General features: G+C 58.9%; 8 protein-coding genes and 1 pseudogene. 6 read left to right on the forward strand and 3 right to left on the reverse strand.

The features are described 5' to 3' along the window. Positions 1–526: 526 nt before the first annotated feature. Together QCE63_RS34760 and QCE63_RS34765 are read right to left on the reverse strand one after the other, a co-directional pair. Entirely contained in the window at positions 527–2974 is a 2448-nt protein-coding gene (locus QCE63_RS34760) for a CheR family methyltransferase (RefSeq protein ID WP_309839705.1), read from the reverse strand. Between the two features lie 2992 nt (positions 2975–5966). Further along, positions 5967–6266, reverse strand: a pseudogene (locus QCE63_RS34765) (alpha/beta fold hydrolase); the annotation flags it as partial. Between QCE63_RS34765 and virB9 the strand changes: the two are divergent. The 6 genes from virB9 (at position 6252) to QCE63_RS34795 (ending at position 11251) form a co-directional block, all read left to right on the forward strand. Beyond that, the gene (gene virB9 / locus QCE63_RS34770; RefSeq protein ID WP_404990243.1) at positions 6252–7016 is read left to right on the forward strand and encodes a P-type conjugative transfer protein VirB9; all 765 of its coding nucleotides are present in this window, start codon (positions 6252–6254) and stop codon (positions 7014–7016) included. The pseudogene QCE63_RS34765 and the gene virB9 sit on opposite strands and share 15 nt — an antisense overlap. Position 7017: 1 nt before the next feature. Further along, the gene (locus QCE63_RS34775) at positions 7018–8241 is read left to right on the forward strand and encodes a TrbI/VirB10 family protein (RefSeq protein ID WP_309839708.1); all 1224 of its coding nucleotides are present in this window, start codon (positions 7018–7020) and stop codon (positions 8239–8241) included. 9 nt (positions 8242–8250) lie between these two features. Next, positions 8251–9273, forward strand: coding sequence for a P-type DNA transfer ATPase VirB11 (gene virB11, locus QCE63_RS34780; RefSeq protein ID WP_309839709.1), 1023 nt, complete (start codon positions 8251–8253; stop codon positions 9271–9273). Further along, positions 9260–10204 carry a lytic transglycosylase domain-containing protein gene (locus QCE63_RS34785; RefSeq protein WP_309839711.1) on the forward strand — a complete coding sequence of 315 codons (945 nt, stop codon included), beginning with the start codon at positions 9260–9262 and terminating at the stop codon, positions 10202–10204. The genes virB11 and QCE63_RS34785 overlap by 14 nt, the downstream gene beginning before the upstream one ends. 44 nt (positions 10205–10248) lie before the next feature. Next, positions 10249–10836, forward strand: a complete 588-nt coding sequence (locus QCE63_RS34790) for a hypothetical protein (RefSeq protein WP_309839713.1) — start codon at positions 10249–10251, stop codon at positions 10834–10836. A 145-nt stretch (positions 10837–10981) separates the two neighbouring features. Then, a complete protein-coding gene (locus tag QCE63_RS34795) occupies positions 10982–11251 on the forward strand; it encodes a hypothetical protein (protein ID WP_309839714.1) in 270 nt (89 codons plus the stop codon). Between the two features lie 51 nt (positions 11252–11302). Here the strand turns inward: QCE63_RS34795 and mobF are convergent, their stop codons facing one another. After that, a complete protein-coding gene (mobF, locus tag QCE63_RS34800; RefSeq protein ID WP_309839716.1) occupies positions 11303–14383 on the reverse strand; it encodes a MobF family relaxase in 3081 nt (1026 codons plus the stop codon). Positions 14384–14391 lie beyond the last annotated feature (8 nt).

The following is a 14391-nucleotide window of genomic DNA, read 5'->3' on the forward strand; positions in this document are numbered from 1 at the left end:
TTAGCTTAATTGAACAGCCTGTCCGAAAGGGATCGGTTTACTCCACATAATAGGAACTCCGACGGCACGGGCGTCACTCATAACGCAGTGACCGCTTCTCTTCGTTACGTCATCTCGCTCTAGTACCCGGCGGGTGCCACTCCTGTAAGTGGCGTTTAGCGTGCTGGAGCCGGCCAGAAGACGGGAGATATATTGGTCGCGAAACAGCCAACGCATGGATAGCGGTTGGGCGACTGATTGTCGAGGGACACCCGTCGTCTGCGTGCCCGTGCGCTGGAACGGCCCAAAGTCCGATGACGGGCGCCCCCTTCCTGACGGCGATCGGCGGCACGCGACTCGGCCGGCCGTCGACCCAAAGGACTTCCGTGTCGCTTCTCGGTTGACCAACTTTCAATGCCGCTGATGCCGGAGAAATGCCTGCGCTCACGGCCGATGGTTTCGAGCCAAAAGTCGCGGCTTCACTATCAAACCATAACTCTTTTTCTGTAGCACCCGGACGGTTGCGTGCAGCCATCTAACAGCGACATCATCGGCGGCGAAAAGATGAACCGTCTTCGTGTTCGCGCTCGGTTACGTCTGCAAAAGTGATCGCCACACCGATTACCGCGCCTGTCTCCGAGAGATAGGGAAACACCTTTCGAAGAAAGCATCGGCCGCTGTCGTCGCTCATTGCCGCTTCGCGTGGCTCGCTTGCCTCGAGTACGAGGTGAATGTCAGCATAGAAACGCGGGTCGTGGAATACCGGGACGAGATCGTCGATCCGACGACCGGTATCGGTAGGCCTGAGCGGAAACACGTTCCGCATCGAAGGCGTGAACCACCGAAGCTTCAAGTCCGTATCGAGAAACATGGACATCACGGCCCCTGACAGCAGCACGTGGTTTTGCATGGCGAGCTGGGCGATATTTCTCTGCAGCGAGACGTTTGACTGGTTGAGGTCTTGGTTGCTGCGACTAAGCTCCTCATTCGATGCCTTCAGCTCTTCATTGAGGGCGAGCAGTTCTTCATGCGACGCATCCACCTCTTCACGCGAGATGCGGGCTTCGTTCTCCCAATCGACAGTCGCTCCGACGCCGAGATCATCGTGCAGGACGGAGGAGCCGCTTGCATCAGTTGCATCGACAGCATCGTCTTGCCGTATGAACGCTGCGAGTATGCGGTCCCATGAGGCGTCTGTTGACGTTTGGAGCGGGGTAAGTCGTATGCCTAGGCGTACGTCCCCCAGGAAATCGGCCTGTAGATTGCTCAACACCCTTGTTTCGTGTTCCGCCAGTACCTGCTGGATGGCGTGCCGCAGGGGTGCTGCCCATGCTCGTGGCACGAGATCGGTCAGATCGAGGGAGGGCGCGCCTGCGGGCAACCGTAGCAGGCCTTCGGCGTTACCGTAAATGCGCAGGACCCTGAATTGATCGTCTATGAGCACCGACGGAATGTCGAACTGCTCGTAAGCGAGGCGCAGCGCAGAAGAAGACAGCACTGCCTGATCCGGCACCGGTCTGCGCACGGACATTCGCTGTCGCCCTTCTTCCATCGGGCCGACCTTCCTGTATATGTTCCACTTGGCAGAGACAGCCGTGAAGCCCTGGACCTTGAGCGGGTGTGTCTCGCTCTTGCCGAGAAAGAGGACCCCCCCTTCCCTTAACGCTCCGTGCAGGACACGAAGTAATTCTGCGACCGTCTCTGGTTCGAGATAAATGAGGAGGTTGCGGCAGGTGACAAGGTCAAGACCTGAAAAAGGTGGGTCCGAGATCAGATCCTGCGGAGCAAATACAAGTTTTTCGCGCAGGAAACGTTTGATGCGAAGCGCACCGTCTACTCTGTAGAAATACCGGCTCTGACGCGCCTCCGTGACACCGGCCAATGACCGGGTGGGAAACAGACCACGACTCGCTTTTGCGACAAGCTCGGGCGCGGCGTCGGTCGCGAAGACTTGAAATTGAAATGGCTTCTCCCGTTCGTGGGCGAGCTCGTCGAGAAGCATCGCGACAGAGTATGCCTCCTGTCCCGTCGAACATGCCGGGGTCCATATACGCAATGTTCGTTGGTTATCGAATCTGGACACGAGTGGTCCGAGCACCTCGTCACGCAGGATTGGCCAAGCATCAGCGTCGCGAAAAAACTCTGTGACGTGTATCGGAATCTCGCGCACCAGTGATTCCAGCTCGACCGGATCATCTTCAATCAACAGTGCATAGTCATCGAAGGACCAGACCTGTCGAGCCTCCATGCGCTGCTGGATACGCCAAAGCAACGGCGCGGGCTTGTATCCGCCCAAGTCGAACCCGACGCGCTGGCGAACGAGGCCGATAATTCGCTCGAGCGTTTCGGACGTATCATTTATAGAGCTGGCAGATGGTTCGGGGCGAACATAGTCGTGGCGCGTACACGCCACGATTTGTTGACCAATGGCGGCAACAGGAAGAACATGATTGTGAATGCCGCGTCGTATCACCGCGTTAGGCATGCCATGGTGCAGCGCCGTGAGCGGGTCTTGAACGATGACCACGCCACCTGCCTGCCTGATGCGCGCCGCGCCGGCGGTACCGTCCATGCCTGTTCCGGAGAGAATGACCACGACCGGATGCGGCGTCTCGCGCTGCGCAAGACTTTCGAAAAAAGAGTCGATCGTGTCAAGGCCGGGGCGCCGGCTGCCGCCTTCCGCTGGTCTCGTGCGAAATATGTTGTCCTCAAGCGTCAGAACGTGATCTGGGGACGGAATGTAGACGCAGCCGGCCTCCGGCAGGGTCCCGTCAGCGGCGGGGAGAACAGGCAAGCGTGTCCATCTGGCGATGAGATGCGCAAGGCTGCTGGACTGTCTGGCCGGCAAATGCTGCAGCACCACCAGAGCGAAAGTCAACGAGGGCGGAAGCCCTTCGAAGAGTTTCTGCAAGGCGGTAATACCGCCCGCCGACGACCCAATAGCGACAATCGGTACGCCGTCTGCCCCTCCCTCGAAGAACCGCGAGTCGGCCATGGTCCCCTCCCGTAAAGTCGCTCGACTGTCCAGACGACTTCCTTGTCGAACGATTTTTTTGCCGCTTGCTGCCCAGTGCGGCGAGTCTTTTGTGTTCGAGGCGATTGGCGTTCTGCCACACCTCGACGCCATCGACCCGGTCACTGGGACCATTCTCCATGAAATCATCCTCGAAACTTTGTCCGACCAATCGATCGTAGTCTGCCGGCTTGCTGTTGGCGATTGCTTGGAACATCTGGATCAACGCATTGCCACCTGGTAGATGTGCGCCGACAACCCGCGCTGTGCGCAAAGAAACAGTTTACCGAACAGGCGGAGTTGCACTCCCGTCGTATAGTTCAAAGGCAAAGCGATCAACCTGCTCACGCCTTTCTCGTAGGACATGTCGCCGAACTGTGTCTTTCACCCTGGCGTCCTTCAATTTTTCCACGCTGGAGCTACCAACGGTCGTGCCAATAGGCACTGACTGAGCCACGGTCTATTCTATTAAGCGCGCGGTTTGGCGGTCTAGAGTCCACTGATGGCCGGTATGTCGACTAAGCGATTATGGCTGGACCGCGTTACAGACGCGTATCTGCGTCAAAGCCCTCGCGTTACGCCTTGATCTTCCAGTTGTTGTTCGCTACATAACGACCGTGCTGCCATGCCCGACGTTCGCAATCGTCCGACCGTAAGGATACCTTGGTCTCTCCGGAAAGCCGGCCGTCTCGGCAAGCAGACCTGGCGAAGGAGACGTTAACGAAATTGTTGACTCAGCAAAAGCACACCTTATGCTCCACCAAACGCAGACGAGAACCCACCGTGGCCAAGGACCCGACGACAGACGATGCGCGGCTTCAGCAAATCGATGAGCAGATAGTCGAAGCCTCAGAGCGCCGTCGATCATCAGCAGCGCCAGTACACCGAAAGCGATCATTTCTCACAGGCTAAAGGCGTACATACTAAATGTGCGGCGTTCCAATCGTGAATCTCTCCAATACCTACGTCTGCTACGCACAGCACTTCGCGATAACGCGCGAATCCGCGCCTTGCGAAAGAAGCCCATCTGACAAGTCGCACCGACAAATCCAACACAGTCCCGGCTTCGCCAGTTAGCGGTTCGTATATTCCCGATCCACATGGCTCAGACGAGCTCCGAGCGGAAGGACGGCAGCCGACACGAACGGCGATCGTTGCCGACTGGATCACGCAATCGCGGGTTTTTAGTGGCCAAACCAGAGGACGAGGCGTCGGTCGGCACCGAGCTTACGCCAGCCGTTTGTCACACATCGCGCCGACCGTGTTCGGCCGGGTATCTCGTGCCGTCTGAACGACTTGGGCACGCGAGTGGGCAGTCAGACTCCACGGCTCCAAGGCTATAATCGACACGTCCGTGGGACCATTTGCGCGCGTGTTTGGGAAGCATACGGAGTTCCTCGGTCGATGCATCGTACAGCGCCGAGAAGGACTCGCAGACAGCTTCTTAGCATCTCTAACGCTGTTAGTCGGGAGACGGTCGCAAATGCATACCGAGTTCCGTGAACTAAGTGCCGTTGAAAGAGCTATCAGTGAATGCTGCGAGCAGATTGCACGGGAGACCGATTGGCTCATGCAGCAGACAAAATTGGGGTTGGACCCTTCGTCATCACGCAAATTGCTCTTTGCATACCATGAAAGCCTGATGGCGCTAAAGTGCGCAAAGCAGCTTTTGGAAAGCCGGTGAGGGCTCGCCGTTTCGTCGAACTAACTCAACAGCAGATAGGGAATGATTCAGCGCAAATACGAATCGTTTGACGTCAGCATTTCGCATGCTCGGAGGCAAGGAGACAACAACTGGGCCTCCCCAGATGGCCTAGAACACCGAATGAAATTCTCGTCGCGATCCAACTCCTACACGCACAAATCGAAAGCTCGTTAGTGACTGAACATCAGTCGCGAAGCCGACTCTGCGAAATGATCGCCGCAACAGAGCTCTTGGAATGGACGATGTTCTGGCTCACGAACTTTCTTGGTGCGGTCTTTGATGTTCTAACGCGCCACCAAAGGGCCTTAGCCCGTCTCAAAACCGCACTGAAAGATTCGTTCTTTCGCTCACCTGGTCCGCCAGTCTAGCCTACTTCGTCGACTCCGCGACCTGCCGCGATAGTGTGTTCGATCGGGTTTCCTTTCGACCGCTCGCCAGTTGCCGTACCCGCATCGTCACGTGTTTCAGCGTCTTGTAGTTCACCGCCGTCCGGTCGTTTTCACTGGTGACAATCGCAACGGGCTGCGTCGGTCTATGCAGGATGGAAGCGGCGTGCGCGCCATTGACCGGGCGCAATCAAACCGTGAGGTGTGCGAAGCCGGCAGGTATTCATGGCGAACAGGGTCAAGTCCCTAAGTTCTGACAAAGATGCTGGATCTTGACGCTGACCTTAGCGGCCAGCTTCGGGCTGTCATGGGCCCTCCTGAATCCCCGAAAGATATTGTCCACCAAGGCCCTTCCGAAACCCGTGCTTACCACCTTTGGCATCAGCAAGATACCTGGACCGCGCGGCAGGCGATTGGAACCGCAATTTGCGCGTCGAGCATCCTCACGCTAGTCATCACGCAACTGCTCGACGGCCGCACGAAGAGAAAAAGAAGCGCGCGGCGGGCTCAGAAGGACGCCTCGCCGAAGACTATCCTGCCGCCGCAGTAGGAGCGATTGACTGACTGGGGAGGTTTTCATTGGTGAAGTGATTGGCCCAGAATCCACTCAGCCGTTACGGGGCGCGAGCCTTGTATTCCGCTGGTGCTCCAAGAGCGTTCCGCCTTCGCACGCTCGCGAGTCATGATTCGAGCTGGTGTAACGAGAGCAGTTGGGGCGCGGCATGTAAAGCAAGCGCTGACGGGGGAGGTGCGTAGGGGACGGCCGCTTCCGGCGTCGGCGAGCCGCTCGAACGTCTTTGCTCCTCTACAATGAATGACCGAAACTGGCGCCGACTTCGGAAGGCTGCCCGCTTCACGCCTATGCTGTGGAGCGGGCACCGGCTTAGGCCTGCACGAAAGCCAGCAGGTCAGCGTTCAACACGTCCGCATTGACGGTCAACATACCGTGCGAATAGCCGGGATACGTCTTCAAAGTTCCGTTCTTGAGTAACTCGATCGACTTCTTCGCCAAATCACCGATTGGCACGATCTGGTCGTCCTCACCGTGCAAAACGAGTGTGGGTACGGTTATGGCGCGAAGATCTTCTGTCTGGTCCGTTTCGGAAAAGGCCTTGATGCCCTCGTAATGTGCCTTTGCACTACCCATCATGCCTTGTCGTCACCAGTTCTGAATGACGCCCTGGTCTCCGTTCCGTCACTCGCAGCCAAGTTGCCTCACGCACTTGTGACCGATGATCGTGTCAAGCAAGTCCCCTATGACCCAAATCAGGTCTATGAGGTGGTGGGCACGTATGGATATCAGACTTCCATTGAATTTGCCAACGACGAGGTCGTCAAGGTGGTCTCTCTGGGCGATTCGATCGCGTGGCAAACGGTCCCTTACCAAAATCGGTTGTTCATCAAACCGGTCGAGCCGAACGCGGCAACCAACCTAACTGTCGTTACCGACAAGCGGACCTACTACTTCAAACTCACGAGCTCAAAGGCGCGAACGACGCAGACGTTTCTGGTGCGCTTCATTTACCCGAACTCAGCCTCGAACATGAACGCGAGCATGAGCGGCTCTGCCGGCGCTGCTGGATCCGACGCCAGTGCGAGCAATGGAATTGATCCTGCACGGCTCAATATTGACTATGGTGTTTCGGGAGACAAGATCGCGATTCCGCTCAAGCGCGCATTCGACGATGGACAGTTCACTTACTTCCTCTTCGACCAGAATGCTGAGATCCCGTCGTTCTACACGGTCGGTCCGGACGGCACCGAATCTGCAGTGAGTCCACGTCGGGAAGGCCCGTACATGGTCGTCAAGCGCACAGCGAGCCTCTTTACCCTGCGCAACGGCAATGCCCATCTGTGTGTGCAGAACAACGCGAATCCTTATCGCCGTGCTGACATGAGCACCGCTTCAGCGTTCAATGCTGAGGGACACTGATATGGTGGATCCGAACATCAACCCTGCCGAGGACCGCGAAGCAGCCGTTCGGGAGTGGGAAAAGCAGGCCAACACCTCGATGGTGGCCGACAACCGCAAAAAGCGGCTTGGCGGTGTCGCCATCGCTGCGATCGCGACCGCCGCGATCTTGGCGGTGTGGCTGGTCAAGCATAGCGGCAATGACTCGGCCAAAACTACAGCCAATAGCGAACTTTCCATCCCGGACCGAAAACCCGTCCCGAAGCTCAAGGATCAAGAGCCGGCCAGCGCTTCCTCCGTCACCGCTGCACCCGCGGCAACCCCGTCCAGCACCATGCAAGCCGACGACCCAATGAAGGCGCAGCGCGAGCAGATGGAGATGCAGCGTCGCGAACAAGCGCGACGTTTGCTCGAAGCGCGCATGAAGTCGGCCATCATTGCGCCGAACAGCGGAAATCAGCCTGCGGGCGTTCAGACACAGGCAGGGCCTGATGCAGGCGGTCAGGCGCGGCAGAATGCCGGGATGATCGGCGGTGGCTCGGGCGACCAAGGCCCCCAAGATGCGAATTCGCGCTTCGCACGCGCGGTGAGCGGCAATGGTGTCCCGGTCAGCATGGCAAGTCAAATCGACAATCTTCCCTACAAGGTTTTGCAAGGCGAGTTTATTGAGGCGGTCCTGGAACCTCGTGCCATCTCCGATCTGCCGGGTCAGCTGTGCGCGCTTGTGCAACGCGACGTGTATGGCGCACAGGGTCGGCTCAAACTGATTCCATGGGGCTCGCGCGTATGCGGCACGTACAACGCCGAACTGCGCAAAGGAAAAGATCGTCTCTTCGTCGTGTGGAACGCGCTGCGTCGACCTGACGGCGTGCAGGTCGCCATCGACAGCGCGGGCAGCGATCAGCTCGGTACGGCAGGCATGGGCGGTATCGTCGACACCCATTTCGCCGAGATTTTCGGCATGTCGGCACTTCTGTCCATCATCGGTGCCGGTGCGTCGAACGTCGGTGTAAGTTCGGGCGATCAGTACAACTCCGCCTCGCAATACCGGCAGTCGGTGCAGCAAGCCGCAGCCCAGTCGTCGCAACAAGTGCTTTCTCCATACATCAATATCCAACCTACCGTCACCGTGCCGGCAGGCTCGCGCGTACGTATCTATGTGAACAAGGATCTGGATTTCACGTCGATCTACAAGGATCAGATCGATGCGGCAAAACACCTCGACGGCGTGACGTTCATTCAGTGAGGAGGAGACATGTCGCAGATTGCCTCCTTTCGAGCCAAGCTCTCCTTGCTGGCGGACTATCTTGATGACAGGGAGGTCACCGAGATTCAGGTCAACAAGCCGGGCGAGCTATGGCTCAGAAAGAAAGACTTGTACTACGCTGAAAAAATCGAGGTGCCAGGACTCACGTATCAGTTGCTTTCGTCATTGGCCGATGTCACCGCTTCGTTCAAGAGCCTCGAAGTCGACCGGGAAAGCCCGATTCTGTCGGCCGAAGTTCCGGTCAATCTGGATGATGGCATTCCGGATTTCGAGCGAGGAACCTACCGGGCCGAAATGATCCTGCCGCCCGTCGTGCCGGAAGGGACCATCGCGATGACGATTCGTAAGCAGTCGCTGGTTCGGATGAGTCTGCCGAAGTATCTGGAACAGGGCGCGTTCCGATTCGTGAACGGCGAGGTGATCGATGAACCCTACTCCGATGCTCGGTTGCAGGAGATGTATCGGGCGAGGCAGTGGGACGAGTTTCTGCGTGGGGCGGTGTTGGCCCACAAGAATATCGTCATTTCCGCGGGTACTTATTGCGGCAAGACGACATGCCTGAACGCGTTGGTACAGGAAATACCTGCGCACGAACGCATCGTCACGATCGAAGACTCCCGAGAGATCGAGCCGGCGCAACCGAACTGCGTCCGACTGTCCTACGCGCGTCATCAAGCATCGGAGCAAGCTGCCGTGACGCCAACCACGTTGCTTCGCTCGTGCATGCGACTCACACCTGATCGCGTAATTATGGGTGAGATCCGCGGCCCGGAGGCCGTCGAATTCGTGAATATGCTCAACACGGGACACAAAGGCTCGCTCACGACTGTTCACACGGATTCGCCCGCCGAGATGTACGACCGGTTTGGCGAGTTGATGGACGGGCACACCTCAATGACCCGCGAGCAAATCATCGAGCGCGTCAGAAGGCGTATTGACGTGGTTGTGCAGTGGAAATACACCGAGCGCAACGGCCGCTACATATCGGAGATCGTTTATGCAGGCCCGTGACGTTCTATCCGTACTCGCCGCGGCCGGGGTGTTGCTCGCTTTCGCCCGGTTCGCCTGCGCTGAGACGACGGCGCCCTATCTACCGTTCGACAAGCTGGCCGCCGAATGCGCGCCGGGTGTTCACCCGACAACGCTCAGGGGTGTTGTTCGCACCGAGTCGGCTGGCAATCCCTTCGTGATTGGTGTCGTGGGTGGTCGACTTGAGCGTCAGCCGCGCAACCTGGCGGAAGCAGTCGCGACTGCGCGAGAGCTTGAGCGACAGGGCTTCAATTTTTCGATGGGACTCGGACAGGTGAATCGCTACAACCTTGCGAAGTATGGCGAACGCTACGAGACGATATTCGAGCCGTGCCGCAACCTTAAAACCGGCAGCGCGATTCTACGAGACTGCTACCAGCGCGCGAGGGCAGGGATTCCAGACGATCAACAAGCCCTGCGCGCGGCTTTCAGTTGCTACTACTCGGGCAACTTCACACGCGGTTTTCGGCCAGATCACGCGGGCCAGCGGAGCTACGTGCAAAAGGTGGTGGCGAACGCGACAGACACAGCCGAGCTCATTCCCGTTGTGCCGGCCGTGAAGCCAGATAGCGCTGATGCCAGCGTTACGCCTCAACACGCGGCAGCCCAGAAGCCAGCGAAGCGGACGGCCATGACGCCGCAATGGGTGATGTTTGCAGACGGTCAGTCGCAGCGTGACCAGGCCCCCGACTCACCGATCGAGAATGCCAACAGCGGGTCGGCGGTCAGGGTGCGGTTGGCAACGCCGGCCAACGGCTCGGCGGACAAAGTCAATCCGACGCGTTCCGCTCCCACGTCAGCGTCGAGTGCGACTCAGCCCATCTCCGTCCAGCGATCAACGACATCGCCATCGACTAGTACAGCGACATCAACTACGCAGCAGGCTGCGTCGTTCGTGCAGTTTGTGAATTAACGCTTCTCTCGCATACGGTAGAAGCGCTTTCGGGAGGAAAACCGATGAAAAGAGCCGTGATTGTCTTGCTCGTCCTCGGCGCATCAGTGCCGGCCCATGCCTCGGAGTACGGCTGCAAGGTGCTGCTGTGCTTGGCCAACCCTGCATCGAACGGCGGCCCCAAAGGCGTTGGCGAATGCGTGCCCCCGATCAATCAGCTCTATCACGACCTCAGCAAGGGGAGACCGTTTCCGAGTTGCGATCAAGCTGACGGGAATGATGGATCGAGCTACGCCCGGCAGGTCAATGACCCATACGATCCTTGCCCGGCGCCGCTATTGCCGGCCGAGCGCGGCGCTTATGTTGTCGAGGGCCATCGAAGATCAAGCAGTAACAAGGGAGGATGGTTTGGCGGCGATGGGACATACTCGCTGAGTGCCCCACCGCAACTATCGGAGTCATCGGTCGGTAACGGCTATGTTACGGGCGCGCGAGCCTGTGTCGGTCAGTCGATCGGCTCGTACACGACCGGCAGCTATGACAACACCTACACCGTGTACGTGTTCGACAAGGTGCTCTGGCAGCCACCGCAGAATCCGCGCGCCATCGACGTCTATATCGACAACACCTACCAACAGCGCGTGCGTTGGTAGCGGTGTCCGCTCGCGTATCGGTGAGTCACCATTGATGGGCCCGCGTATCGATGCGCCCGCATGCCGCGCGCGATGCCGGATCGAAAATAGTCGCGCCCGTATCAACCTCGAGGCGCACCGTCAATCTACAAACGGAGCACGATCGATGACCCGACCACCTCTTGTCCGTCTTGCTGATCTGATTGCCTACTTGGCGGTCGCCTTTTTTTTCCTGTGGTATGCAACCAACCTGATGCTTGTCTTGGCCACTTGGCCGGACCCTGGACGCTGGATCGCGATTTTGGTGGTCTTCGCCATGTCGATCTCCTGCACGATCAAGATAGGGCCGATTTCGCGGGCGTTGGTCGAATTTGGACGGACCCATCGGACCGATCGTAGGGCTAGCGGCTGGAGCTTGCTGATGCGTGACGAGTAGCTGTCGAAGCCCCGATGACACCGTTAGATAAGCGCGCATTCCGCGCGTCCGTTACCGAAGCGACCTATCTGAATCGACCATAGTCCAAAGGCTTGCGACCGTTTGTCGGCTGCCTGCGATGGTCCTCGGGCAGTTGACGTTGCAGCCCTTCCTTACCCCTGCCGTGCCTCCCGGCGGCGTACCCACACCGCGGCGTTGCAGTTCCCGCTCTCGCTGGATCGCCAAGGCCGTCGTCTTGTCGAATCGACGTGCGATCGCCGCCGGCAGCGATTTGACCGAGTCCGTGTAGACCCGCGCCTCGTATCGCGCCCGACTGATGGCGACGTAATACAAATTCATGGACGTCGTGCGGCTCTTGGTGTCGAGCGCGATCAACGTCCGGTCGTTGGTCAAGCCTTGTGAACTATGGACGGTCGACGCATAAGCATGTTCAAGATGAAGCGGTCGTCCGGTCGGCAGCTCAATTGATCGCACGGGGCGGCCGTCTCGATGCTCGACCGATTCGAGGCTCACCACACCGCCGATCACGCCGGCCACTCGCATGCGGTCACCATTCGTGAGGTCTCGACCCGCATCGTTTCGATTGATCCGCACGGTGTCGCCGACCGAAAGCTCAGCCCGCTCAAGGCGATAGACGCTCAGCTGCGTCACCTTGCGCGGATTGATCGTCGCCGTCGTACCATCTTGCCGAGATAAAATCAACGCGTTGCCGGGTAAAGCCTCTGACACGCGGTATGTTTCGCCGCGCACCAACCCCGCTTTCACGTAGTCCTTCTCGGGCTGAATCACCATACCGGGCTGATAGCTCGGTGCAAAGCGACGCTGCGCCTGCGTCATGTCGACGCGAGTCAGGGTCTCACACTCCCGCCCGTTGCCGGTGAGCGCCAGCGACTCGCGCACCATCTTGTTGATCTCGCGTCGAGCTTCGTTGGTGCCGGCGACAATCAGTGTGTCGCGGCGCTCAGCTTCGGTGAGGGCAATGTAATCATTCACGATCGCGCGGTGTCGTTCCATCGGCTCTTTCAACTCCTCGACGTGCTTGAGATGCGCGAGCGATTGGGTGACGCGTCTCTCTGCTGCGTGCTCGACCGCCGCCTTCAGCTCATGATCTTTCTGTCGCTGTATTTCGCTGATCCGTGCGGTCTGCATGCCATCGAGTTGAAGCTGGGCGAAAGGTTTTCCAGCCTCAATGGCCTCGGTCTGTTTGGTGTCCCCGATCAACACCATGCGCGCACCGGCTCTCTCGACCGTTCGCATGAGCTGTTCCATCTGGCGAGCGCCGACGACGCCGGATTCGTCCAATACGATGATCGTCTTGCCGTCAACGGGCTTATCCTTCGACCGAAGAAAACTCGCGAGCGTATGCGCTTCGAGTCCTTCGTTCTTAAGCGCCTTGACCTGATTGCCATATGGCGCGAGCGCGACGGTACGGTAGCCTTGTTGCGCCGTCTGGGCCGACGCTTGCTTAATAAGGGAGACGGCCTGGTTGATGGTGTAGGTCTTCCCTGTGCCAGCGTCGCCCTGGATGCCCACAAAGCGATTACCCGTGGCGACGATCGTTTCTACGGCCGAACGCTGCCCCGCATTGAGCGTGGAATGTTCAAGTGCCGACCTGACGGCGCCGATTTCCAGAATCGGCGCGACAGCCCGACGCCCGGTCCGTTCGATTGCGAGAATGGCCTTTTCACGGGCAAGGGCTTGTTGCGTCGTGTATCGCTTTTCGGCCGGCACGAGTGAGCCCTGTTTGATCGCATTGGCAACATACTGCTGCGCCTGCTTGTTAGACCAACACTTGAGCTCCTGCAGATAGCTTTTCCAGCCTGCAACAGACAGCGCGGGACCCTCCTTGCGCTCGGCCATCCGATAGGCCGGCACCGCCTCGATCAGCGCGCCCTGTCCGACCAATCGCTTGATCTCCGCGCGCACGTCGGTGGGGTCTGCCAATCCGACAGCTCGGCGCAGCGCAGTCGCCAATAGCTCGCTTTCACGCACGACGGCCTCACGTTCAGTCAGATGGTGAATGGCGTACTGCACCACTGCTTGTGCAGGCGTGAGGCTGGCCGGCAAACTCGTTGCGGCGACACGATTGCGCTCTTCCGGCTTAAAGACCTTCCCTCTGTCGCCGGCGACACCGTTGCTCTCCTTGCCGGTCATCCCATCGGCTGTCCCGTCGCGCGTGTGGCTGGCCTCTCCCGGTGTTGCGCGCTCTCGCCCACCGCTCCCGTCATAACTGCGTCCATCGAGCCGTGATTTTGGGCCGTAGTCAATGCCGAGGTCGCGGCTCTTCTCAACCCAGTATTGCTTCACGATCTCCCGGTCGGATTCGTCTTTGCGCGGGCGCGTGGCGAGCGCGATCACCTGCTTTTCGAGCGTGGTGGCACTCGCGCGCGTCTTACCCTCGTTGGCCAATGCCTCTTCAATCACGCGGCTACGTGCCGAAAACGCTTCGATCTGATCGCGGCTGATATGGGCCAACTCAAAATTGCCCTTGTCATCGACCAGGCGGATCGAGTAGCCGACCGCCTGCAGGCCTTTTGCCAGTTCGGCCTTGTAGATTGCATCGACCTCATGCTGGACGCGAAAAATATCTTCGTTCGCAAGCGCACGCCATGCGCCATCGGCGCGCCGCGTCAAGTTCATCACGACCGAGTGCGTGTGCAACTGAGGATCTTTCGCCCGGCTCATCTCATGCCGGAACTTGGCGATTGTCATGTTGCCGGTGCGCTCACGATAGCTCTTGCCCTTCACTTTCTTGCGAGCCTCGGCCAGCTGCTCGACCTGTTCGAGCGCTCGGGTCACGGCGCGGTCATGCGCAGCGGTCACTTCGCGGTCACCGGCCACGAGCGCTTGCATCGACACTGATTTCGGCGCCGAGAAAGTGAGATCGAGCCCCATGCGCTTTTTGCTGTCAACGGGGTCAAACGTCGTCTGGATTCGCTCGCCGTTGGGAAGCTGGCCGTCCAGGAGGCGCGAGAGCTGTGCCTGTTCGATCGGCCCCGTGAGCCCAAGGTGCCGCGCCCCTTCGCCCTGCCACTCGCCCGGATTCTCCTTGGCGTAGTAATCGTCGGCCGACGAGAAGTAATGGGCGGCCGCGTACTGGTTGTTGCCGCGAATCGGCGTCACATTGAGCATGGCGGTGC

The organism is Caballeronia sp. LZ065 (genome assembly GCF_031450975.1).
Lineage (GTDB): Bacteria > Pseudomonadota > Gammaproteobacteria > Burkholderiales > Burkholderiaceae > Caballeronia.